19 protein-coding genes and 2 pseudogenes are annotated in these 24150 nt (G+C 67.8%); 14 read left to right on the top strand and 7 right to left on the bottom strand.

The window, feature by feature from the left end; all coding sequences use genetic code 11:
* Nucleotides 1-32: 32 nt before the first annotated feature.
* From ACFYWY_RS20135 to ACFYWY_RS20115, 5 genes are all read left to right on the top strand, one after another.
* Nucleotides 33-1043: a sigma-70 family RNA polymerase sigma factor gene (locus ACFYWY_RS20135; RefSeq protein ID WP_389188147.1), complete on the top strand. Its 1011-nt coding sequence runs from the start codon at nt 33-35 to the stop codon at nt 1041-1043.
* A 42-nt stretch (nt 1044-1085) separates the two neighbouring features.
* Nucleotides 1086-1673, top strand: a complete 588-nt coding sequence (locus tag ACFYWY_RS20130) for a pyridoxamine 5'-phosphate oxidase family protein (protein ID WP_389188144.1) — start codon at nt 1086-1088, stop codon at nt 1671-1673.
* Between the two features lie 132 nt (nt 1674-1805).
* The gene (locus ACFYWY_RS20125) at nt 1806-3173 is read left to right on the top strand and encodes a ferric reductase-like transmembrane domain-containing protein (protein WP_389188480.1); all 1368 of its coding nucleotides are present in this window, start codon (nt 1806-1808) and stop codon (nt 3171-3173) included.
* An 8-nt stretch (nt 3174-3181) separates the two neighbouring features.
* Nucleotides 3182-4114: an FMN-binding protein gene (locus ACFYWY_RS20120; protein WP_389188141.1), complete on the top strand. Its 933-nt coding sequence runs from the start codon at nt 3182-3184 to the stop codon at nt 4112-4114.
* Nucleotides 4114-4890: an FAD:protein FMN transferase gene (locus ACFYWY_RS20115; RefSeq protein WP_389188138.1), complete on the top strand. Its 777-nt coding sequence runs from the start codon at nt 4114-4116 to the stop codon at nt 4888-4890. The genes ACFYWY_RS20120 and ACFYWY_RS20115 overlap by 1 nt, the downstream gene beginning before the upstream one ends.
* A gap of 22 nt (nt 4891-4912) precedes the next feature.
* Here the strand turns inward: ACFYWY_RS20115 and ACFYWY_RS20110 are convergent, their stop codons facing one another.
* From ACFYWY_RS20110 to argC, 5 genes are read right to left on the bottom strand one after another with little or no spacing between them, the layout of a single operon-like run.
* Nucleotides 4913-5449, bottom strand: coding sequence for an arginine repressor (locus tag ACFYWY_RS20110; protein WP_389188135.1), 537 nt, complete (start codon nt 5447-5449; stop codon nt 4913-4915).
* A gap of 7 nt (nt 5450-5456) precedes the next feature.
* Complete coding sequence (locus ACFYWY_RS20105; RefSeq protein ID WP_389188132.1) at nt 5457-6653, bottom strand: acetylornithine transaminase; 1197 nt, start codon at nt 6651-6653, stop codon at nt 5457-5459.
* Complete coding sequence (gene argB, locus ACFYWY_RS20100; RefSeq protein WP_389188129.1) at nt 6650-7549, bottom strand: acetylglutamate kinase; 900 nt, start codon at nt 7547-7549, stop codon at nt 6650-6652. The genes ACFYWY_RS20105 and argB overlap by 4 nt, the downstream gene beginning before the upstream one ends.
* A gap of 6 nt (nt 7550-7555) precedes the next feature.
* A complete protein-coding gene (gene argJ / locus ACFYWY_RS20095; RefSeq protein WP_389188126.1) occupies nt 7556-8710 on the bottom strand; it encodes a bifunctional glutamate N-acetyltransferase/amino-acid acetyltransferase ArgJ in 1155 nt (384 codons plus the stop codon).
* Between the two features lie 46 nt (nt 8711-8756).
* A complete protein-coding gene (argC, locus tag ACFYWY_RS20090) occupies nt 8757-9785 on the bottom strand; it encodes an N-acetyl-gamma-glutamyl-phosphate reductase (RefSeq protein WP_389188123.1) in 1029 nt (342 codons plus the stop codon).
* 74 nt (nt 9786-9859) lie between these two features.
* Here argC and ACFYWY_RS20085 point away from each other — a divergent pair, with 74 nt between their 5' ends.
* The 4 genes from ACFYWY_RS20085 to ACFYWY_RS20070 all read left to right on the top strand — a co-directional run bounded on the left by ACFYWY_RS20085 (nt 9860) and on the right by ACFYWY_RS20070 (nt 14081).
* Entirely contained in the window at nt 9860-10771 is a 912-nt protein-coding gene (locus ACFYWY_RS20085) for a hypothetical protein (protein ID WP_389188120.1), read from the top strand.
* A 175-nt stretch (nt 10772-10946) separates the two neighbouring features.
* Nucleotides 10947-11648, top strand: coding sequence for a hypothetical protein (locus ACFYWY_RS20080; protein ID WP_389188117.1), 702 nt, complete (start codon nt 10947-10949; stop codon nt 11646-11648).
* Between the two features lie 73 nt (nt 11649-11721).
* Nucleotides 11722-13005 (top strand): TniB family NTP-binding protein, encoded by a 1284-nt coding sequence (locus ACFYWY_RS20075; RefSeq protein WP_389188114.1) that lies wholly within the window; start codon nt 11722-11724, stop codon nt 13003-13005.
* A gap of 14 nt (nt 13006-13019) precedes the next feature.
* Nucleotides 13020-14081: a TniQ family protein gene (locus tag ACFYWY_RS20070; RefSeq protein WP_389188477.1), complete on the top strand. Its 1062-nt coding sequence runs from the start codon at nt 13020-13022 to the stop codon at nt 14079-14081.
* A gap of 155 nt (nt 14082-14236) precedes the next feature.
* Here ACFYWY_RS20070 and ACFYWY_RS20065 read toward each other — a convergent pair.
* A pseudogene (locus ACFYWY_RS20065) lies at nt 14237-14425 on the bottom strand (TniQ family protein); the annotation flags it as partial.
* Between the two features lie 521 nt (nt 14426-14946).
* Nucleotides 14947-15141 (bottom strand): annotated as a pseudogene (locus ACFYWY_RS20060) (integrase core domain-containing protein); the annotation flags it as partial.
* Nucleotides 15142-15988: 847 nt separating this feature from the next.
* Between ACFYWY_RS20060 and ACFYWY_RS20055 the strand changes: the two are divergent.
* From ACFYWY_RS20055 to ACFYWY_RS20035, 5 genes are all read left to right on the top strand, one after another.
* Nucleotides 15989-17299, top strand: a complete 1311-nt coding sequence (locus tag ACFYWY_RS20055; protein WP_389188111.1) for an ABC transporter substrate-binding protein — start codon at nt 15989-15991, stop codon at nt 17297-17299.
* Between the two features lie 62 nt (nt 17300-17361).
* The gene (locus ACFYWY_RS20050) at nt 17362-18321 is read left to right on the top strand and encodes a carbohydrate ABC transporter permease (RefSeq protein ID WP_389188108.1); all 960 of its coding nucleotides are present in this window, start codon (nt 17362-17364) and stop codon (nt 18319-18321) included.
* Entirely contained in the window at nt 18318-19208 is an 891-nt protein-coding gene (locus ACFYWY_RS20045) for a carbohydrate ABC transporter permease (protein WP_389188104.1), read from the top strand. Before ACFYWY_RS20050 ends, ACFYWY_RS20045 begins: the two co-directional genes overlap by 4 nt.
* A gap of 636 nt (nt 19209-19844) precedes the next feature.
* The gene (locus ACFYWY_RS20040) at nt 19845-21365 is read left to right on the top strand and encodes an RICIN domain-containing protein (RefSeq protein WP_389188474.1); all 1521 of its coding nucleotides are present in this window, start codon (nt 19845-19847) and stop codon (nt 21363-21365) included.
* Nucleotides 21366-21523: 158 nt separating this feature from the next.
* A complete protein-coding gene (locus ACFYWY_RS20035; protein WP_389188101.1) occupies nt 21524-23941 on the top strand; it encodes a ricin-type beta-trefoil lectin domain protein in 2418 nt (805 codons plus the stop codon).
* The last annotated feature ends 209 nt before the right edge of the window (nt 23942-24150 follow it).

Genomic DNA, 24150 nt, shown 5'->3' with positions numbered 1-24150 from the left:
GAGCGGACCCGAACACCGAAGGAGTGGCTCCCATGGCGAACAGCGCACAGGCGGTCAAGCCGGTCGACGCGGACTTCGAGCGGCTCACCGCGCCGTTCCGGCGCGAGCTGCTGGCCCACTGCTACCGGATGGTCGGATCCGTGCACGACGCCGAGGATCTGGTGCAGGAGACATATCTGCGCGCCTGGCGCTCGTACGACAGCTTCGAGGGCCGGTCGTCGCTGCGTACCTGGCTCTACCGCATCGCGACCAACGCCTGTCTGACCGCGCTGGAACACCGCGGCCGCCGCCCGCTCCCGTCCGGCCTGGGCGCGCCCGGCGACGACGCGGCGGGGCCGCTGGCTCCGGCCCGGCCCGAGGTGCCCTGGCTGCAACCGCTGCCCGACCCGCAGTTCGCCGACGATCCCGCGGACCCGGCCACGGTCGTCACCGCGCGCGAGAACGTACGGCTGGCCTTCGTCGCGGCCCTTCAGCTCCTTCCGCCGCGGCAGCGGGCGATTCTGATCCTGCGCGATGTGCTGCGCTGGCACGCCTGGGAGGTCGCCGATCTGACCGAGAGCACGGAGGCCGCGGTGAACAGCGCGCTGCAGCGCGCCCGCGGCCGGATCTCCCGGGCGGCACCCGTGGCGGACAGGCTCACGGGACCGGCCGAGCCCGAGCAGCGCGAGCTGGTGGAGCGGTACGCGACGGCCTTCGAGAACGCGGACATCTCGGCCCTGATGCGGCTGCTGACCGATGACATCGTCTTCGAGATGCCGCCGGTCCCGACGTGGTTCACCGGCCGCGAGGCCGCCGGCCGCCTGATCACGACGCAGTGCCCGGTCTTCCGCGACGGCGGCCGTCTCATCCGTACGTCGGCGAACGGCCAGCCTGCGATCGCCATGTACCTGCGCGGCGACGACGGCATGCTGCACGCGTTCACCGTCGAGGTGCACACCGTCACGGCGGCGGGCATCGCACGGGTCGTCTCCTTCCAGGACCCGTCGCTGTTCCCGGCATTCGGACTGCCACGCTCCGCCCATCCGTCACATTTCGGCAGCTGAGCCGCCCTTCGCCGATCGATCGGACAGCCGATAATCGTCGGCATGGGACAACGCTACGAACGTATAGAAGGCAGGATCCGCAGCTTCATCGAGGAACAGCCGGTCTTCTTCACCGCCACGGCTCCGCTGAACGGAGACGGTCACGTCAATCTCTCGCCCAAGGGCCGCCAGGGCACCCTTGTCGTCATCGACGAACTCACCCTCGCCTACCTCGACTTCGGCGGCAGCACCGCCGAGACCGTCGCCCACCTCCGTGAGGAGGGCAACGGCCGGATCACCCTCATGTGGTGCGCCTTCAGCGGCCCGCCCAAGGTGCTGCGGGTGCACGGCAAGGGCGAGGCGGTCTTCCGCGACGACCCGCGCTGGGCGGAGTTCATCGCGTACTTCAAGGACGTCGACGGGCCCGGCGCCCGCGCCATCGTGGTGATCCACGCGCAGCGGGTGAGCGACGCGTGCGGGTTCGCCGTGCCATTCATGGCGTACGAGGAGGAGCGCACCCAGCACGCGGAGCACTTCGGCCGTAAGTCGGACGAGGAGTTCGCGGCGTACTGCGAGAAGAAGGACCACGTGGGGGTCAGCCTGGACGGGCTGCCGGCGCTGCCTCTGCCTCTGCCCGCGCGTACGGACTGACCCCGGCCGCGCGCCGCTGACCGGGCCGGCTCGACCCTCATATCGCACAAGCGCCCCTCGAGTTGAACTCCACGCGCCTCATATGCGTATCCCCGTACGCGAAAGAGGCACAGCCGAGGAGCAGTCGTGGCGATGTTGCAGAGCGGTCGGGCCGCGAGACGCCAGACCATGCGGGCGATCCGCCCCCGGCGTGACCCGGCGGTGGCCATGCTGGCCGTCGCCTGGGCCGGGGCGGTGGCCGTGCTGTCCCTGTGGTGGCAGAACACGGCGGTGGTGCACATGACCACCGCCGAGTGGCTGATCGGCGCCGGCAGGATCACCGGCCTGCTGGGCGGATACACGATCGCGCTGGTGGTGCTGCTGATGGCACGCGTCCCGGCTCTGGAACGGCGGGTGGGTTCCGACCGGGTGACCCGCTGGCACGCGATGACCGGCCGCTACGCGATCAGTCTGATCGTCACGCATGTCGTGCTGACCGTCTGGGGGTACGCCGTCCAGGCCCGTACCGGCCTCGTGGAACAGACCGTCACCGTCGTCGTCGACTTCCCCGAAATGATCAAGGCTGCGATCGGCGCCGGGCTCCTGCTGCTCGTCGGCTTCGTCTCGGCCGGGGCCGTACGCCGACGGATGGCGTACGAGACGTGGTACTACCTGCATCTGCTCACCTATGTCGCGGTGTATCTGACCTTCTGGCACCAGCTGGCGACGGGCGCCGAGTTCGTGGCGAACCCGACGGTGCGCACGGTCTGGTACGCGCTGTACGGAGCGGTCGGCGCGCTGCTGCTCTGGTACCGCGTCCTGTCGCCCGTCCGGCTCAATCTCTGGCACCGGATGCGGGTCGAGTCGACCGTGGACGAGGCGCCCGGTGTGGTCTCCGTGCTGATCAGCGGGCGACGGCTGCACCGGCTCGGCGCCGAGGCGGGTCAGTTCTTCCGCTGGCGGTTCCTCACCAAGGGACTGCGCTGGAGCGCCAACCCGTACTCGCTCTCCGCACCGCCCCGCCCCAATCTGATGCGTATCACCGTCAAGGCGGTCGGCAGCCACAGCACGGCCCTCTCCCGGCTGGAGCCGGGGACGCGGGTCTGGGCGGAAGGCCCGTACGGAGCCATGACCGCCGGCCGGCGCAGCCGCAACAAGGTGCTGCTGATCGCAGGCGGTGCCGGGATCACCCCGCTGCGGGCGCTGTTCGAGACGCTGCCCGGCGGCCCGGGCGACCTGACACTGCTCTACCGGGCCAGCAAGACGCAGGACCTGGCTCTCTGGGACGAGCTGAAGCAGATCGCCGAGCGCCGGGACGCACAGCTGATGTACGCGGTGAACGGCCCCGACGGTGCCCGGCCGGAGATCACCGCAGAGCGGCTGACGGAGGTGCTCCCCGACATCGGCGAGCACGACGTCTATCTCTGCGGGCCGCCCGGTCTGGCAGAGGAGTCGTACCAGGCACTGCGCGAAGCAGGAGTGCCGCCCCGCCGGATCCACCACGAGTCCTTCGAGATGTGAGGCCGACCTTGAAGAGGAAACATCCGCTTCGCCGGATCATGATCGGCGTCGCCGCCACCGCGTCGGGTGTCGTCCTGCTGCTCGCACTGAAGCAACCGGGCAACACGGTGGCCGGGTCGTCGTCGCAGGCCGGCTCTCAGGTGCCGCCCGCCGGCTCGGCGTCCACCGGGAACGGGGCCGCGGCAGCCGGGGGCCTGACGGTGCTCGGCGACGTCGCCCAGACGCAGTACGGCGACGTCCAGGTCCAGCTCACCCTCAGCGGCGGCAGAATCATCGGGGCGCAGGCGGTGAAGGCGCCCAGCGCCGACGCCAACAGCCGGCAGATCGCCTCCGACGCAATACCCAAGCTCAACCAGGCCGTGATGACGGCGCAGAGCGCGCAGATCGACGCGGTCTCCGGCGCCAGCTACACCAGCGAGGGCTACATCAAGTCCCTGCAGAGCGCACTCGACAAGGCAGGGGCCGCGGGGGCGGGGGGCTCCGGTGCCGGGGATTCTGGCAGCGATGAATCCGGCGCGCAGGCCGGGGCACAACCCGGAGCAGGGACGCAGCCCGGAGGGGGCTCGGGTTCCGGGGCGGCCTCGGACTCCGGCGCGGGCCCCGGTCCGGGTTCGGGTTCCGGCTCGGAGTCCGGCTCCGGCTCCGGCTCCGAAGGCGCCCCGGCGGCGAAGACCGTCCTCGGCGACGTGGCCGAAACCCAGTACGGCCCGGTGCAGGTCCGGATCACGGTCAGCGGCGGCAAGGTCACCGCGGCCGACGCCGTCAAGGCACCCGACTCCGACGCCAACAGCCGGCAGATCGCCGCCGGAGCGATACCCAAGCTCAACCAGGCAGCGGTCACGGCACAGAGCGCGCAGATCGACGCGGTCTCCGGCGCCAGCTACACCAGCGAGGGCTACATCACATCCCTGCAGAGCGCGCTCGACAAGGCGGGTCTGTGATGGCCGGCGGCCGGGAGCGCCTGCGCCATGTCGAGCACTCCATGGGCACGGTCTTCTCGTTCGACATCCGCGTCGCCGACCCCAGCGACTCCCCCAGGGTGCGCGCCGGACTCGCCGCCGCCGTAGCCGGTCTGCACCGCGTGGACGAGAACTTCTCGACGTACCGTCCGGGCAGCCAGCTCAGCCGGCTCGCCCGCGGCGAGCTCTCGCTCGGGGACTGTGTCACCGAGGTCGCCGAGGTGCTCGATCTGTGCGCGGACGCGGAGCGGGAGAGCGACGGCTGGTTCACCGCCCACTACGCCGGCCGGCTGGATCCGACCGGTCTGGTCAAGGGCTGGGCGGTGGAGTGCGCGGTCCGCATGCTCGCCTCTTCCGGCGCGGATTCGGTCTGTCTCAACGGCGGCGGCGACATCCAGCTGTACGGCGGCCCCTGGCGGGTGGGCGTCAGTGACCCGCTGAACCCGGGCGGGCTCGTCACGGTGATCGAGGCCGACGAGGGCCTCGCCGTGGCCACATCGGGCCCGGCCGAGCGCGGCTGCGACATCCTCGACCCGCACACCCGCCGGCCACCCGCCGAACTCCTGGCGTCGATGACCGTCGTCTGCCCGGGGCTGACCCACGCGGACGCCCGGGCGACCGCCGCGTACGCGATGGGCGGGCGAGCCCGGGACTGGCTGGAGGGGCTGCCCGATACCGAGGGCTTCGCGGTCAATGCCGACGGCAGCACCTGGCGGACCAGCGGATTCGCCCGCCACACGGCGAAGTTGACTGCCTGACGACCTGACCGCCGGGGCGGCCTCAGCGGTCGTTCTGGGCCAGGCGCAGCAGATGGTCCGCGAGCGCCTGGCCGCCGACCGGGTCGCGGCTGATGAGCAGCAGCGTGTCGTCGCCCGCGATGGTGCCGAGGACGTCGTGCAGTTCGGCCTGGTCGATGGCCGAGGCGAGGAACTGGGCCGCGCCCGGCGGCGTACGCAGCACCACGAGGTTGGCCGATGCCTCGGCCGAGATCAGCAGTTCGCCGGAGAGGCGACGCATGCGCTCCTCCTTCGCCGACTCGCCGAGCGGGGCGTGCGGGGTGCGGAAGCCGCCTTCGCTGGGGACCGCGTAGATCAGCTCGCCGCCGGTGTTGCGGATCTTCACCGCGCCCAGCTCGTCGAGGTCGCGGGAGAGCGTCGCCTGGGTGACGCTCAGCCCGTTGTCCGCGAGGAGCTTGGCCAGCTGGCTCTGCGAGCGCACCGGCTGCCGGTTGAGGATGTCCACGATCCGGCGGTGGCGGGCCGTACGGGTCTGCGGAACGGCGGGCCCGCCGTGCTCGGTGTCCTGCGCCTCGGTCATCTTCGTCTCATTCTCCGGATCGTCCGTCCCCGCCTGCTGCGTCGAGAACGCCGGGCAGTGCCCCGAGGAATGCGTCCACCTCGGCCTCGCCGATGACCAGTGGGGGCATCAGCCGTACGACATCGGGGGCAGGGGCGTTCACCAGGAAGCCGGCGCTCTGAGCCGCCTGCTGCGCCTGGGGCGCGAGGGGCTCGTTGAGCACGATACCCAGCAGCAGGCCCGCTCCACGGACATGGGAGACCAGCGGGTGGCCAAGGGATTCGATTCCGTCCCGCAGTTTCTCGCCGAGGCGCTTGACCTCGTCGAGGGTTCCACCGGCCGCGAGGGTGTCGAGTACGGCGAGTCCGGCGGCGCAGGCGACCGGGTTCCCGCCGAAGGTGGTGCCGTGCTGGCCGGGCTTCAGCAGCTCGGCGGCCTCGCCGAAGGCGATGGTCGCGCCGATGGGAAGCCCGCCGCCGAGCCCCTTGGCGAGCGTGACCAGATCGGGCTCGACACCCTGGTGGGCCTGGTGCTCGAACCAATGTCCTGTCCGGCCGATGCCCGTCTGGACCTCGTCGAGCACAAGCAGCGTGCCGGTGGCCCGGGTGATCTCCCGGGAGGCCTCCAGATAACCCTTGGGCGGGACGACCACGCCGTTCTCGCCCTGGATCGGCTCGATGATCACAAGCGCGGTCTCTTCTGTGACCACGGCCCGCAGGGCTTCGGCGTCTCCGTACTCGACGTGGGTGACGTCCCCGGGCAGCGGCAGGAACGGCTCCTGCTTTCCCGGCTGTCCGGTGAGCGCCAGCGACCCCATCGTGCGGCCGTGGAAGCCGCCGACGGTGGCCACCATGTGCTTACGGCCCGTCAGCCGGCCGATCTTGAAGGCGGCTTCGTTGGCCTCCGCGCCCGAGTTGCAGAAGAAGACGCGTCCGGGGCGGCCGAAGAGCTGGATGAGGCGCTCCGCCAGCGCGACGGGCGGCTCGGCGACGTACAGGTTGGAGACATGGCCGAGGGAGGCGATCTGCCGGGTGACGGCTTCGACGACGGCGGGGTGGGCGTGGCCGAGCGCGTTCACGGCGATGCCACCGACGAAGTCGGTGTACTCGACGCCGTCCGCGTCCCAGACCTTGGCGCCCTCGCCGCGGACGAGGGACAACTTCGGCGTGCCGTAGTTGTCGGTCATCACGCCCTGCCAGCGCTGCGCGAGTTCCTGGTTGCTCATGATTCCCCCTGTCCGTCGGGCACGACCATCGTGCCGATACCGGAGTCAGTGAAGATCTCCAGCAGGATCGAGTGCGGGACGCGGCCGTCGAGCACGCGGGCGGTGTTGACCCCGTTGCGTACGGCGAACAGACACCCCTCCATCTTGGGGACCATGCCGCTGGAGAGGTCGGGCAGCAGCTTCTCCAGCTGGCTCGCGGTGAGCCTGCTGATCACCTCGTCGCTGTTCGGCCAGTCCTCGTAGAGCCCCTCCACATCGGTGAGGACCATCAGCGTCTCGGCGCCCAGCGCGGCGGCGAGCGCGGCCGCGGCGGTGTCGGCGTTGACGTTGTAGACGTGGTGGTCGTCGGCGGAGCGGGCGATGGAGGAGATGACCGGGATACGGCCGTCGTCGAGGAGCGCCTGGATGGCGCCGGTGTCGATCTCGGTGATCTCTCCGACCCGGCCGATGTCGACCAGTTCGCCGTCGATCTCCGGCTGGTGCTTCGTCGCCGTGATGGTGTGGGCGTCCTCGCCGGTCATGCCGACGGCGAGTGGGCCGTGCTGGTTGAGCAGCCCGACGAGCTCGCGCTGGACCTGGCCGGCCAGCACCATCCGTACGACGTCCATGGCTTCGGGCGTGGTCACCCGCAGACCCGCCTTGAACTCGCTGACCAGGCCGTGCTTGTCGAGCTGCGCGCTGATCTGCGGGCCGCCGCCGTGCACGACGACCGGCTTGAGCCCGGCCTGGCGCAGAAAGACGACGTCCTGGGCGAAGGCCGCCTTGAGGTCCTCGTCGATCATGGCGTTGCCGCCGAATTTGATGACGACGGTCTTGCCGTTGTGCCGGGTCAGCCAGGGCAGCGCCTCGATGAGGATCCGGGCTTTGGGCAGTGCGGTGTGCTTACGAGTGCTCATGAGTCCTCAGGAGGAGTACGCGCTGTTCTCGTGGACGTAGTCGGCGGTGAGGTCGTTGGCCCAGATGACGGCGGACTCGGACCCGGCGGCGAGATCGGCGGTGATCTTCACCTCGCGGTAGCGCATGTCGACGAGCTCACGGTCCTCACCTACGCCGCCGTTCTTGCAGACCCATACGCCGTTGATGGCGACGTTGAGCCGGTCGGGCTCGAAGGCGGCCTTCGTGGTGCCGATGGCGGACAGCACCCGGCCCCAGTTTGGGTCCTCACCGTGGATGGCGCACTTGAGGAGGTTGTTACGGGCGATGGAACGGCCCACCTCGACCGCGTCGTCCTCGGTCGCGGCGTTGATCACCTCGATGCGGATGTCCTTGGAGGCGCCTTCTGCGTCGCCGATCAGCTGGCGGGCGAGGTCGTCGCAGACGTTTTTGACGGCCTCGGCGAACTCCTCGTACCGGGGCGAGACCTCGCTGGCTCCGGAGGCGAGCAGCAGCACGGTGTCGTTGGTGGACATACAGCCGTCGGAGTCGATCCGGTCGAAGGTCAGCCGGGTGGCGTCGCGCAGGGCCTTGTCGAGGGTCGCGGCTTCCAGGTCGGCGTCGGTGGTGAGGACGACGAGCATGGTGGCGAGGCCGGGGGCGAGCATGCCCGCGCCCTTGGCCATCCCGCCGACGGTCCAGCCGTCGCCGTCGACGACGGCGGTCTTGTGCACGGAGTCGGTGGTCTTGATGGCGATGGCGGCCTTCTCGCCGCCGTGCGGGGAGAGTTCGGCGGCGGCCCGCTCGATGCCGGGCAGCAGCTTGTCCATGGGCAGCAGCACGCCGATGAGCCCGGTCGACGCTACGGCGACCTCGCCCGCGCTGTGCCCGGTGAGGACCTCGGCGGCCTTCTCGGCGGTGGCGTGGGTGTCCTGGAAGCCCTTGGGGCCCGTACAGGCGTTGGCGCCACCGGAGTTGAGGACGACGGCGGTCACGTCGCCGCCGCGCAGGACCTGCTCGGACCAGAGGACGGGGGCGGCCTTGACGCGGTTGGAGGTGAACACGCCCGCGGCGGCGCGGCGCGGACCGTTGTTGACGACGAGGGCCAGGTCCGGGTTGCCGTTCTCCTTGATCCCGGCGGCGATGCCCGCCGCCGAGAATCCCTTGGCTGCCGTGACGCTCACTGCATCTCCTTGGTCGTCTGCAGCCGGGCGGCTGCGTGTGAGTCGCTCACGGAGCGACTCCAGTCGTGGAAAGTCCGGTGCCCTCGGGAAGCCCGAGGGCGAGGTTCATGCTCTGCACCGCGCCGCCCGCGGTGCCCTTGGTCAGGTTGTCGATGGCGCTGATCGCGATGATGCGGCCGGCTGCCTCGTCGTACGCGATCTGGATGTGGACGGCGTTAGATCCGTACACGGACGCGGTGGAGGGCCACCGTCCTTCGGGCAGCAGGCAGATGAACGGCTCGTCCTGGAAGGCCTTCTCGTACGCGGCCCGTACGGAATCGGCACTCACGCCCTTTTTCGCCTTCGCGCTGCACGTGGCGAGGATGCCCCGGGGCATCGGCGCGAGGGTCGGCGTGAAGGAGACGCTGACCCGCTCCCCCGCCGCCGCGCTGAGGTTCTGGATCATCTCGGGGGTGTGCCGGTGGCCGCCGCCGACGCCGTACGGGGTCATGGAGCCCATGACCTCGGAGCCGAGCAGATGCGGCTTGGGCGCCTTGCCTGCGCCGGAGGTGCCGGACGCGGCGGTGATGACGGCCTCGGGCTCGGCGAGAGAGGCCGCGTATGCGGGGAAGAGCGCGAGCGAGACGGCGGTGGGAAAGCAGCCGGGCACCGCGATGCGCTTGGCCCCCACCAGGGCGGCGCGGGCGCCTGGAAGTTCGGGCAGGCCGTAGGGCCAGGTCCCGGCGTGCGGCGAGCCGTAGAACGCCTCCCAGTCGGCGGCGTCCTTCAGCCGGAAGTCGGCGCCCATGTCGACGACGAGAACCTCGTCGCCCAGCTGCTCGGCGACAGCGGCGGACTGCCCGTGCGGGAGAGCGAGAAAGACGACGTCGTGCCCGGCGAGCACCTCGGCGGTGGTCGGCTGGAGCACCCGGTCGGCGAGCGGCAGCAGATGGGGCTGCAGGCCGCCCAGGCGCTGCCCGGCGTTGGAGTTGCCGGTGAGAGCGCCGATCTCGACACCGGGGTGGGCGAGGAGCAGCCGGAGCAGTTCCCCGCCCGCGTAACCGCTCGCTCCTGCCACTGCTGCTCGTACCGCCATCGAATCCTCCTCGTCGATGGCATGACTATACGTAGCTCCGTAGGTTTATGCAATCCCGGCTACGGGCTGCCCACGTGCTGGAGGCTGAGACGGGGTTCCGGGAGGGCCACCCGGCTCGGGCCCTGCCGTGTGAGCCCCGGCCGGCCTACGACCCGGACCGCACGACGCTGACCCAGCGTCGGTACGCGAAGGCTGCGGAGATAGAGGCGATGCCTCGTCCGGAGGCGGTCCGGTGCGGTCTGCAGCACCTCAGCTACCGGACGCTGGTACGTCTGTCGGGACTGGCGGGCGAGAGTCTCTTGCTGGCCTGCGCGGACGGGCGCTGGACGCGGCGACGCAGCGGGCACCGCAGCATCACGAAGGAGGTCCGGGAGGCGATCTTCGCAGTAAAGGCCGAGTGCGGCCCACGCGCCCGCCTGAGCCAGGGTGCCAAGCACCGGTTGATGCACCAGTACATGAGTGAGCGGTTCCCGACGTTTCCCACCGAGAAGATCCCTTCCCGCTGGACGTTCGCGGCCGTCTGGAAGGAGTGGTTCGGGCCCGGCGGAGCCCGGCCGCGTTACGGGCGGACGGCCGAGGCCGCCGCGGAGGCCGGGGTCTCCGGCCGGATGGTGGTCCACCGGCCGGGTCAGGTTCTGGTGCTGGACTCGACCCCGATGCCGGTGAAGCTGCGCGAGACCGTGTTCGTCGACGCGATCACCGCGACGCTGACCCTCGCACTCGATCTGTACACGCACGGGCTGCCGGCCTTCCGGCTCACGCTCCAGTCAGACACCTCGGTCGACATCGCGATGCTGCTGCGGGACGTGATGCTGCCGCTTCCGATGCGGGACGGCTGGGGCGAGGACATGGAATGGCCCTACGCCGGGGTCCCAGCCGAGGTGATCGCCGAGTTCACCGGGCACCGGGTCGCCGCTCTGCCGTTCTTCGCCCCGGAGACGGTCACCACCGACCACGGCGGCCCCTACAAGAATCACCGGCGGTGACGTCGCGGACCGCGGGGCCGACCCGGAACGCGATGCGAGCCTCACGCTCGCACAGGCCGAGCACATCATCGCGACCTGGATCGTCCAGTTCTGGCAGAACCGCAAACTGGGCGAATACGCCCCGAGCTGGGGGCCGGGTGAAGACCACAGCCCCAACACCCTGTTCGCTGCCGCGATGGAACAGGGCGGCTTCGACCTGGACTTTCCTGAACCGAGCTTCTACTACAAGGTCCTGCGCAAGCACCACGTGAAGATCCATCCTCGACGCGGAGTGAAGATCCTCGGGCTCTGGTATCACCACCCGGTCCTCGACGAGCCACGCTTCCAGCAGCCCTCCGCCCGGGGCGGCAAACACGCGGGCAAGTGGGTAGTCCGCAGTGACCGAAGGGACCGCCGACAGGTGTTCTTCCAAGACCCTGCCGACCACGAGACCTGGCACATCCTGCGCTGGAGAGGACTGCCGCCCGAAGGTGAGATCCCCGCGTTCTCGGACAAGACTGCCGACGCCCTCCTGACACGCGTGAAGGCGAACAACATCAGGATCTACTCCGAGAGCGAGCTCCTGGAACATCTGCTGGGGATCCTCGGCTCGGTCACCCCCGTCGACCAATGGCCCAGCCAGGCCAAGAAGAAGGCCGGAAAGAAGCAGCGCGTCGCCCAAGCCCGCGAGATCACCCGCGCACAGGCTGCGGCCGCCGACCGCCCCCCGCCGCACCAGCCATCGCGGATGAGCCGGCTCCGGCTGAGATGCCCGCGGCCTGGGCCGAGCACGCCCGCACGATCGACCACGCGGTCGATGCCGACCGCCGTCGACGACGCGAAGAAGCCCTCGCCGACGTCAAGCCCGTGGCCCCGGCAACGCTGCACGAGGCCCTGAACCGGCGTCCCATGTTCCGGCTTCCGCCCCCCGACGGCTCGGAAGCCGATACACCTGTCCGGGAGGACGACACGTGACCCGAGCCCTCGCTCACGATGATCCGCTGGAGGGTCTGCCTTCACGAGCCAGGATCGCCGAGTTGATCCTTAGCAGCCGCCCGCCCCTCGACACCTACGCCGGTTGGCAGCACTACCGCACCCACTGCGGCCAACTGGTCCCCGCTGCGACGATCTCACCGCAGCAGTGGTCGATGCTCCCTGAGAGCCGCCGATACGACTACGACCTCTACCGGGAGCTGACGAATGCAAACCTCCCGCTGCAGGACACTCCCATGCACGACAAGGTCGGCAGGCTGATCCGGCGCCGGTTGAGCGGCAACACGAGGAAGAAGGACGACCCGACCCGCGCCGGCGTCATGATCAGCGGCTGGGGCAACTATGGCAAGACCGCGTCTGTCTGCTCAGCCGGGGCCGTCTTCGAAGACCAGTGGCTGGAACTGCACAGCAACCTCAACCCCAAGGCCCGTCCGGGCACGCGTGATCTCCACGCGCCGGTTGTCTATATCTCGACCCCGGTGACAGCAACCCCGAAAAGCCTTTGCACGTCAATCTTGGGCTTCTTCCGGGCCCCGACCCGCAAGTCGGCCACGCTGCCGGAACTGGTACGGCAGGTCGCCGACTCCCTTCATGACCATGGCGTCAAAGCGCTGATTCTGGATGACATCAGCCGGCTGCGGATGCACCGAGCCGACGACCAGGATGTCCTCGACCTGATGCGGGCCTTCATGAGCCTGGACGTGACTCTGATCCTGACCGGCGTCAACATCTCCGGCATCGGGCTGCTACGTGAGGCCAAGTGGAACAAGAAGACCCGGCAATGGGAGATGCCACCGCTGGAGTCGACCCGCATCCACGGCTTGGAGATCACCCAGACAGAACACCGCTTCGAGCTCATCGAGATCGACCGGTTCCGCTACATCACCCCGAAGCAGATCGAGGCCTTCGTCAATCATCTGGAGGGGATCGAGCAGCACCTTCGGCTGATGAACGCGAAGGCGGGCATGCTGACCGGCGGCGCCATGCCGGAGTACTTGATGCGTCGCACCGGTGGCGTTATCGGCCTGCTAGGACGCCTGCTCGAAGACGGCGCCCAGGAGGCCATGGAGTCCGGGAAGGAACTGATCGACGAGAGCCTGCTGGACGAGATCGTGCTCCGGCGGGATGGGCCCGAGCAGCCGCCGGACGAGCCCGTGATCCCGGCCGACGCGCAGACCACCGACAAGAAGACCACGCAGGCAAGACGCCCCAGGAACACCGTTTTCGATGACCCTGGCCCAGCTGCCCACACGGGCGCCTGACGGATGGTGCCGTGATGCATCCACTGCCCCGGAGTCTCGAACCGCTATCGGGAGAATCCCTGGTCAGCTATCTGCTTCGGCTCGGGCACCGTCTCGGCCTCTCGCCTCTGCACCTGATCCGCGCGGCAGGCTGGATCAGGCAAGGCAACCCCAATCACTTCCCGGGCAGTCTGCTGCTGGACCTTCCCAAGCCGCAGGCCGAGGCATTCGCCCGGCTCATCGGACAGACGGCCAGGGAAGTCTCCGCTTTGACGCTGACGCAGTGGCGGAACCGCTATCCGCCGATCGCCCGGTCCCTGCCCGGACCGGGTCGCCTGATGAGACCAGACGCGTGGCTCTATGTCGGTTCTCCCCGCTTCTGCCCCTCCTGCCTGGCGGGCGACGGCACTGAGGCCCAGCAATTACACGGCGGGCCATGGCGCAAGCTCTGGCACCTGCCCATCGCCTTCGTCTGCACCGAGCATCGGATCTATCTGGAAGCAGGATGCCCGCACTGCGGTCAGCCGCACGACGCACAAGGGCACCTGATCCAACGAGCCAACGACCATACGCTGCATCCAGCGCAATGCCGGTGGACGGTCGACGCGCAGACGCCGAGGAGGAAGTCTTTCGCCTGCGCCGGCAGACTCGACGACCGCACCGCATCTGCGGGTGACCGGCTACAACCGGCTGCGGACATCCTCCGCTTCCAGAGATTCCTCCGCGGCCGCCTGAAAACGCCTACCCGGACCACGGACGCGTCCGAGTACTTCACGGATCTTCGGCTGGCCACCGCGCTGATCAGCACGACATGGCCTCATGGCCGGTACCTCCTCGATAGCGAGACCGCTGAGCGAATCGACTCCAACTCGCAGAAACTGCATTTCGGTTCGGGCGGGAGGCACAGCGCACACGTCCGCGACACGCCACCGCGTGACTCCATTGCCTGCGGAGCTCTGCTCATGGCCGCAGATCGCCTGCTTTCGAGAGACGACCTGTCTGACCTCCTGTCCGACCTCACGCGCGCCGCCTTCGGTAACCCTCCAAGCCGTACACCATGGGCTGTTCTCCTCGGCGCCGTTCGTGGCCCGACATGACCGTTCTCGGTGGAACGGCTACGGCATTGCGCGGGGTGCAGGACCGCTAGCGGGTTGGGAATGAGATGAGCCCGCCGCCATCGCCCGGCCTCACTGATTCCGGCCGAGAAGGCGGGATTGGCGCACGCAGGACAGCACCATTCAAGGAAACAGCGATGTAGCGGGCAGGTGAAGACGAAAGGAAGTCGCCATCGCCCCTGCCAAGCGCTGCCAAAAGTGCGGCCCTCCCTTTCAACAAGACATTCGGGGCAGTATCGACTGAACCGTGTGAAGACCCAACCCTCGTGAACCACGGATGAGATAGATTGTTTTTCCCGAGGTAATCGGTCTGGGCGGGGGAGAATCCAGGGGCCTGATGGGTCAGGGTCAGATTTTGGATCTCGGAAGCGGTGAGCCGAAGGCTGCGGGCGACGATCTCCGCAAGGCCGGGGTCGACTTGGAGCAAGTACCGGGAAGAGAAAGTGGATGTTGTCGAGAGCTTGCCCCCCAGGCCGCAGCGAGCGGCAAGATGCAGTGGGGCGATGTCCAGTCGGTAAGACAGCCGCAGCAGGAAGCCGGGCAGGCTCTCCCCTGGCAACGGGTCCAGGCTGCGGGGAAGCGGCCGCATGCTCTCAGGCTCCCCTCTGCGCAGAAGATGTTCGTGGCCGCCGCGGCCGGCGAATTCACGAACTCTTCGAATTGGTTTGGGTCGTAGAAAGAGACCAGCCGCTTCGGTGGCGGCATCGCTGCCACAGCAGCGTAGGGGGTAGCACTGTCAGCGGTGACGGTTCTGGGCCACCCGACGCTGAAGCGCTCCGGGATCGGTGGAGGCTCTATGCGTTGACTCCAACCGCCGGTTGGGGCTGGTGTTGAGCGTAGTGTTGGTCTCGTGCTCGTGGGGCGGGATGTCTCCGATCGCTGTGTGGAGGCGCTGGTTGTTGAACCAGTCGACCCATTCCGCGGTGGCGAGTTCGACGTCGGCGAGGGCGTGCCAGGGTTTGCGGGGCCTGATCAACTCCGTCTTGTAGAGGCCGATCTGGGATTCCATGAGCGCGTTGTCCAGGGCGTCCCCGACGGTGCCCAGTCCGGCCTGGGCCCAGTCGTTGACCCGCGCCTGGGAGCCGACAGGCGATCATGGTCGATGTCTGCTGCGCAGCGCGGTAGGTAGAACGCGCCGCACTCATCGGCCGAGATTCAGCTCTCTGCGCCTGATGCTGCCATGGCGAACGCTCACCCTTTTGCCCGAAGTGTTGCGTGGGTCGAGCCGATGGAGCGCCAGGTGGTTTCAACGGTGCCGCCTCCGACGCGGACCCGCAGCAGTGCTTGGACGTTCAGCGTGGCGCCAGAGCTGTGGCGCGCGGTGCCGGTCTGCCGCCTGCTTGATCGGTGGGGCCGCGAACAGCTTCTGGTCGAGGTTGCTGCCGAGTGGTCTGCGCGCGGACGTACCGCAAGAGTGAAGCGGCCCAACCTGGCTCGCTGTCAAGGCCGTTGTCGCTGCGCAACCCGGCCTGCCTGCGGACGGAGGCCGGGCCTGCGACGGCTTTCCGGAGTGGTTGACGTTCCCAGTTGCTGCTCATTGCCGACATGCTGACGTCCCTGTCTGGAGTGGGGCTACTGCACTTGCGGCTCGGCGTGAAATGGCTCAAATGGCGCCAGGTGTGCTCGATGTGCGGTACAGGCACACTCGCGCCATGGGAGCGCACCCATGGCGTCGGCCCTGCGGGAATCCGGCAACGGGCGCCAGGAGAAAGCGATTTCCCCAGGTCGTCGGTTTTCGCAGGGGTCACATAAAGGTCGTGCGCGGCTCTTGACGTTCGGCAGGCCGAACGGATCTCATGGGCCTGCTGTTCGGTCTCGTTCACTTCTGATCGATTGTGTGTCCTTGCGGCCTGGAACTCGATGGCCGCTGCCCTGCCCCAGGAGTCGTCATGCAACTCTCTTCCTCCGGTCTCTCCTCTCCCGGCCCCGACCGCCGCACGCTGCTGCGGGGGATGGGCGGGGCCGTTGCGTTAGGCGCCGGCATCCCCTTGCTGAGCGCCTGCGGCGGTAGCGGTACGGCGAGTGACCCGAAGACCGTCACGGTCGGTTCCAACGCGTCGGACGCGGTGCCGAAGAAGGCGTTCGCGGACATCTACGCGGCCTACAAGAAGAAGTCCGGGGTCACGGTCGACGTGAACACCAAGGACCACAACACGTTCCAGGAACAGATCAACTCGTATCTGCAGGGCACGCCGGACGACGTGTTCCACTGGTTCGCCGGCTACCGCATGCAGTTCTTCGCGGGCAAGGGACTGGCCACGCCGATCGATGACGTGTGGAAGACCATCGGGGACAACTTCTCCGTCGCGATGAAGGTGCTCAGCCAGAGTGAGGACGGCAACCACTATTTCGTCCCGCTGTACACGTACCCCTGGGCCCTCTTCTACCGGAAGAGCGTCTTCAAGCAGTACGGCTACGAAGTTCCCACCACCTGGGACCAGTTGGTCGCGCTGTGCAAGCAGATGAAGAAGGACGGGCTCGTCCCGATCGCCTTCGGCGACAAGGACGCCTGGCCCGCGATGGGCACCTTCGATCAGATCAACTTCCGTGCCAACGGCTACGACTTCCACGTCGAGCTGATGGCCGGCAAGGCCTCCTGGACCGACGCCAAGGTGCGCAAGACCTTCGACCTGTGGACCGAGCTCCTCCCCTACCACCAGGACGGCGCCGTCGGCCGTACCTGGCAGGACGCCGCCCAGACTCTGGCCTCGAAGAAGGCCGGCATGTACCTGCTGGGCACCTTCGTGGCCCAGCAGTTCACCAACCCGGCCGACCTGGACGACCTGGACTTCTTCGCCTTCCCGGAGATCGACCCGGCGTACGGGCAGAACACCGTCGAGGCGCCGACCGACGGCTTCATGCTCAGCAAGGCCCCGAAGAACAAGGCCGAGGCCGTCAAGCTCCTGGAGTACCTGGGCTCCCCGGCCGCCGAGGAGATCTACCTCAAGTCCGACCCGAGCGTCGTCGCCGCCTCCACCAAGGCCGACACCTCCTCGTACAGCCCGCTGCAGAAGAAGGCGTACGAGATGATCTCGGGCGCGAGGAGCCTGACTCAGTTCATGGACCGTGACTCCCGGCCGGACTTCACCTCCACGGTGATGCAGCCCGCGCTGCAGAAGTTCATCCGCGATCCGAAGGGAATCGACAGCCTGCTCTCGTCGATCGAGCGCCAGAAGAAGACGATCTTCGCTTCCTCATGACTGTCACGCGGAACACCGGTACCGGGACCGGACTTACCAGCACCCCGGGAGCGACCAATCCCATGCCCCCGCCCCCGGGGCCCCCGGAGACACTGTCGGCAAAGGGGAGGAGCGAGCGGGTGCGACAGGGGCACCGACGGCTGTTGACCCGCCGCGACCGGCTCACGCTGTGGCTCATGGCCGGCCTGCCGACCGTCCTGCACATCGCCCTGGTGTGGGTCACGGCGCTGGCTTCGATCGGGCTGGCCTTCACCACCTGGGACGGCATCGGCTTCGACTCGATCCAGTGGGTCGGGCTGCAGAACTTCAAGGAACTGTTCACCAACAACCCGCAGTTCTGGCCCGCCGTCCAGCACAACGTCATCTGGCTCGCCGTTCTGATCCTCCTACCCATGCCGCTGGGGATGTTCCTGGCGGTACAGCTGGACAAGAAGATCCGCTTCAGCAGGGTCTACCAGACCGCGTTCTTCCTGCCCGTCGTGATGTCCTTCGCCGTCATCGGCTTCGTCTGGCAGCTCGTCTACAACCCCGACACCGGCCTGATCAACAGCCTCATCGGCGCCAACAAGCCCGGCCACTACATCGACTGGATCGGCGACCCCGACCTGAACCTCTGGGCCGTGCTGGTCGCCGCATCCTGGCGGCATACCGGCTACCTGATGATCCTCTATCTGGCAGGCCTGAAGGGCGTCGACCCCTCGCTGCGGGAGGCGTCCGCGATCGACGGCGCGAACGAGTGGCAGACGTTCAGGAACGTCATCTTCCCCACACTGCGGCCCACCAACACCATCGTGCTGGTCGTCACCATCATCGAGGCCCTGCGCGCCTTCGACCTGGTCTTCGTCTTCAACAAGGGCGCCGAAGGCACCGAGCTGCTCTCGATCCTCGTGACCAACAACATCATCGGCGAGTCCAGCCGCATCGGATACGGCTCCGCGATCGCCGTCGTCCTGCTGGTGATCTCGCTCGCCGTGATCATCCCGTACCTGGTGGCCACCTTCCGGAAGGAGCGGCGATCGTGAGCGCCTTCACCGCCCCGCTCAGCAAGCAGCGCACCCCCCTGCGCCCGGCCCGGATCCTGCTGCACGTCTTCCTCGCCGGCACCGCACTGGCCTGGCTCGCTCCGCTGCTCTGGGCGATCCTCGCGGCCCTGCGCCCGTACGGCGAGACCAGTGAGAAGGGTTACGTGTCCTGGCCCGACAAACTGAGCCTCGACAACTTCACCAACGCCTTCCAGCAGTCGGACATGATGCACTACTTCGGCAACACGCTGCTCATCGCGGTGCCGGCCGTGCTGGTGACGCTGTTCCTGTCGTCGATGGTCGCCTTCTACGTCAGCCGCTTCGACTTCCGCCTCAACCTCTTCCTGCTGCTGGTCTTCACGGCGGGCAACCTGCTGCCGCAGCAGGTCATCATCACCCCGCTGTACCGGATGTACCTGCTCGTCGACCTGCCCGGCATCACCATGTCCGGCAAGCTCTACGACTCCGCCCTCGGCCTGGTCCTCATCCATGTCGCGTTCCAGTCGGGGTTTTGCGCCTTCGTGCTCAGCAACTTCATGCGTTCACTTCCGCACGAGCTCACCGAGGCCGCGCTGGTCGACGGCGCCTCGGTGTGGCGGCTGTACTGGCAGATCACGCTGCCGCTGTGCAAGCCGGCGATGGCGGCACTCGCGACCCTGCTGTCTATTTGGATCTACAACGACTTCTTCTGGGCCATCGTCCTGATCTCGACCGGCGAGAACATGCCGGTCACCTCGGCCCTGAACAACCTCTCCGGCCAGTACTTCACCGACCCCAACCTGATCGCCGCCGGCGCCCTGCTCACCGCGATCCCGACGCTGATCGTGTACTTCGCGCTCCAGCGCCAGTTCGTCAGCGGTCTGACCCTCGGCGCCAACAAGGGCTGACCATCGGCCGCGCCGGCCCCTTTCCGCCTTCCCACCCCCCATTCCTCTGGAGCCGGTACTGAGCACAGGACGGCAGTTGCCCCTCCCCAGCACGAGCGCCAACGCCCCACGACGCCAACCTCGTTCAAGAGAGGAGACTCCGGACAGATGAATGCCGACCTCTGCTGCAGGTGCAACCGCTGGACAGACGCCCCCATTTCCGTGGGCCACATCCAGCGGTCCAGTGCCCCCGACCGGACGCTGTCCGTCTGCCCGGACTGCATCCCCCGTTTCACCTGAGCCGCTCGCGCAGCCGACGAACCCCATCCGTCCCGCACCAGTAGCCGCCGGCGGGGCGCCGATGACGGCGTCGTCGGCCGCGGCGACGGCCTCGCCAGGCTCCTGCCGAGCTGCCGTTGAACACCTCCGGGAAGTCCGCTGAACGGGACTCGGCCGAAGGCCGACAGCGGACGTACCCGACGTCCAGTCCCACGATCTTGGCCCCACCTCACACATCATGTCAGCCCCGATCCGGGGTGGGGCCAACCCTCATTCTCGATCAGGCCCAGCGCAGATCGACGAATGGGACCAAGAGCCGCCCGAGGGTGGGTTCGACCTTCTTCCCGAAGCCGCCCTCCCGTTCACGAAGGAGCAATGATGCTCAGACGTGTTCTCACGGCATTGCTGGCCACCTGTGCCGGCGTGCTCGCACTCCTGGTGGTCGGGCCGCCCGCCCATGCCGCCCCGGTCACGTTGACCAACCCCATCGACTTCACCGGGACCAATGGCGACCCCGTCGACGCCCACGGTGGCGGGGTGATCAAGCACAACGGCTACTACTACTGGTTCGGGGAGAACCGCCACTCGGACGACACCTTCAAGGCCGTCTCCGTCTACAAGTCGTCCGACCTGAAGACGTGGGAGTGGGTGGGCGATGCCCTGAACGAGGCGAGCGATCCCGAGCTGGAGTCGGCCAAGATCGAGCGTCCCAAGGTGATCTACAACAGCACCACCAAGAAGTTCGTCATGTGGATGCACAAGGAGAATGCCACGGACTACCTCGAGGCCCGCGCCGCCGTCGCCGTCTCCGACACGATCGAGGGCCCCTACGACTATCAGAGCAGCTTCCGGCCGCCGAGCGGCACCGAGTCCCGGGACATGACGCTGTTCGTCGACAAGGACGCGAACGGCAATGAGACCGCCTACCACGCCACGGCCGCCAAGGACAACGCCGACCTGCGCATCTACAAGCTCAACTCCGCCTTCACCGGGTACGACACCAACTACAAGGTGAAGGAAGAGGTCGCCCTGGTCGCCAACCCCTGGCCGGGCCAGTATCGGGAGTCCCCGGCGCTGTTCAAGCGAGACGGTGTCTACTTCATGTTGACCTCCGGCACCAGGGGCTGGAATCCCAACCAGCAGAAGTACGCCACCTCCACCAGCCTCAGCACTGGTTGGTCGGAGATGAAGGATGTCGGCAACGACATCGCCTACGACTCCCAGACCACGTTCGTCCTGCCCATCCAAGGCACGTCGGGCACCTCGTACCTGTACATGGGCGACCGGTGGGCCGGCGCCGATATCAGGGGCAGGCGCCCGGTCAACGAATCCACGTACGTCTGGCTGCCGCTGACCTTCCCGACCAAGACCACCATGAACCTGCCCTGGTACCCCCAGGTCGAAATCGACACGGCGGCGGGGACGGTCAAGGGCGTGGGCGGCGGCCCCTACTACAACCTCGTGGCCCGGCACAGCAACAAGTGCGTCGACGTCAAGGACAACTCCTCCGCCGACCACAACTCCTCCGCCGACGCCCCCGATACCCAGAAGGCCCCCGTCGTCCAATTCACCTGCCACGACGGCCTCAACCAGCAGTGGCGTCTGGAGGGCGCAGGCGACGGCTATTACCGCATCCTCGCCCAGCACAGCGGCAAATGCCTGGACGTTGAGAATGCGTCCACCGCAGACGAGGCCTTCGTGAACCAGTACAGCTGCGGCAGCGGCCAGAACCAGCAATGGAAGTTCGACGACCAGGGCAACGGCTACTACCGCCTGGTTGCACGACACAGCGGCAAGTGCCTGGACGTCCCGGCTGGCTCCAAGAACGACGTTGTCCGCCTCATCCAGTACACCTGCGGTACAGGCACCAACCAGCAGTTCACGCGGCCCAAGGTCTGAACCTCCTGGGTCGACGCATTTATGCGCACCACCGCACGCCAGGCCCGGGCCCACCCCGGTCCGCGCCTCGCGTCGGGCGCTCCCCGGACATGCTCGCGTACCCCACCGTCACCGACACGAGAGGCGACACCATGCCCAGATCGGTTCCTCGTGCCCTCTTGGCAGTCCTCGTGGTCTGCCTTTCACTGCTCGCCCTTCCGCCGACGCCGGCCGCGGCGGCCCCAACGACAAACATCACGGTCGACGGGACGTCCGGCGGCCGGACCTTCGACGGCTTCGGGGCGATCAGCGGCGGCGGCGGTAACAGCCGCCTGCTGGTCGACTACCCGGAGCCGCAGCGCAGCCAGATACTGGACTACCTCTTCAAGCCCGGCGTCGGCGCCTCGCTGCAGACACTCAAGCTTGAGATCGGAGGGGACACCAACTCCACCGACGGCGCCGAAGCCAGCCACGAGCACACCAAGGGCGATGTGGACTGCGACGCCGGCTATGAGTGGTGGCTGGCCCGCGAGGCCAAGGCTCGCAATCCGAAGATCAAGTTCGCCGGCCTTGCCTGGGGCGCGCCGGGCTGGATCCCCGACGGGAACTTCTGGTCCTCCGACACGATCGACTACCTGATGGGCTGGATGGACTGCGCGAAGCAGCACAACCTGACCATCGACTCTCTCGGCGGCTGGAACGAGCGGGGCTGGAAGGCCTGGTGGTACGTCGACCTCAAGAAAGCCCTCGTCTCGAAGGGCTACGCAACCAAGATCGTGGTGGGTGACAGCTTCGGCTGGGGGGTTGCCGAGGACCTGAAGGCGGACGCGGCGTTCCGGGACGCGGTGGACGTCATCGGCGTGCATTACCCGTGCGGCTACAGCAACGGCGGGGCCATCGGCAACAACGCCCCGTTCACCACCTGTAACAGCACGCCCGCCGCGCAGAACATCGGAAAGCCACTGTGGGCCAGCGAGAACGGATCACAGGACACCGAGGCGGGCGCCGCGCCGGTGGCACGGGCTCTCAACCGGGACTACATCGACGGTCGAATGACCGCGTACTACAACTGGCCGCTGGTGGGCTCGCTCTATCCGAACACGTACTTCGCCTTCAATGGACTGGTGTCGGCCAACCAGCCCTGGTCGGGCCACTATCGCGTCGGCAAGACCACGTGGGTTATGGCCCACACGACACAGTTCGCCCAGATCGGGTGGCGGTACCAGGATTCCGCCAGTGGCTATCTGGGCGGTGACCGGTCCAACGGCAGCTACGTGACGCTGCGAGCGCCCGACGGTGGCGACTACAGCACGATCATCGAGACGACGGAGGCCACCGCCCCGCAGACCTTGGATGTCCGGGTCACCGGCGGCTTGTCCACTGGTCAGGTTCACGTGTGGGCCACGAATCTCAACACCAACTCGGACAGCGCCGCTGACAACCTGGCGCACACCACCGATGTCACCCCGTCCGACGGCCGATACACCGTGACGCTGCAGCCCGGTCATGTCTACACGCTGACAACGACGACCGGGCAGGGCAAGGGCACGGCGGGATCGCCGGCGGCCTCGTCACTGAGCCTGCCGCAGTCCGATGACTTCGAGACCAAGGGCGTCACCTCGTCTCCGAAGTACTTCACGGACATGAACGGTGCCTTCCAGACCGTGTCCTGCGGTGGCGGACGCGGGGGCACGTGCCTGCGTCAGATGGCCACGACCACCCCGATCCGCTGGACCAGCGAGCCGTACTACGCGCCGTACACCTTCATGGGCGACGACTCGTGGAGCAACTACACCGTCAGCGCGGACACGATGCTGGAACAACCGGGCGCGGTGGAACTCCTTGGCCGCGTGACCATGCAGGGCAGGAACAACAACGGCCTGGAGGCCTACCACCTGCGGGTGAGCGACACGGGTGCCTGGTCGATCCTCAAGAGCGACTCCGCGTGGAAGTTCACCACCCTGAAGAGCGGCACCACAGCGGCCCTCGGCACGAACCGCTGGCACTCCGTCGCCCTGACCATGCAGGGCTCAACGATCACCGCCAGGGTCGACGGCACGGTGCTGGGCAGTGTCACCGACTCGACCTACGCTCACGGCCGTTCCGGTCTGGGCACGGTCGACTCCGCCGACGCGACGACCGGCGGCGGATACAAGACGCAGCAGTTCGACGCCTTCTCCGTCACGCCCGGGACCGATCCGACCCCTGCACGTGTCGGCTCCGTCCCTTCGGGCATCTCCGGCATGTGCCTGGACCTCCCGGCAGGCAACACCGCTGACGCCACGCCGGTGAAGACCTACAGCTGCAACAACAGTTTCGCGCAGATCTGGACCCACAACCCGGCCGACGGCACGATCAGGATCGGCGGCAAGTGCCTGGACGTCCCTGAGCAGGCCACGAAGAACGGCACCAAGGTTCACATCTGGACCTGCAACGGCGGAAGCAACCAGAAGTGGACTCCGCAAGCCGACGGCACGCTGCGCGGCACGCAGTCCGGGCGATGCCTGGACGTCCCGGAGGGCAGCACCAGCCCTGTGCAGCTTGTGATCTGGACCTGCCACGGCGCAAACAACCAGAAGTGGAAGCTCCCCGGTTAGGAAGGTGGCGGAGATCCCTTGTAGTCCAGGGGATCTCCGCCCCACCTCGCCACGTCCGACAGCGTCATCCACCCTGCCGATCCTCTGTCCGTGTGGCCATCGCCGACGCCATCAGATCTGCTCACCCCCCTTCCGGATCACGGTGCGGTCGGCTCGCGCGACACGGCCTATCCCGTCCCGAGGAGGACGTGCGACATGATCAGTCCCCG

The organism is Streptomyces sp. NPDC002870 (assembly GCF_042888505.1).
Lineage (GTDB): Bacteria > Actinomycetota > Actinomycetes > Streptomycetales > Streptomycetaceae > Streptomyces.
Note: the sequence above shows the minus strand (reverse complement) of the source record. Positions and strands in the feature narration are given on the sequence as shown.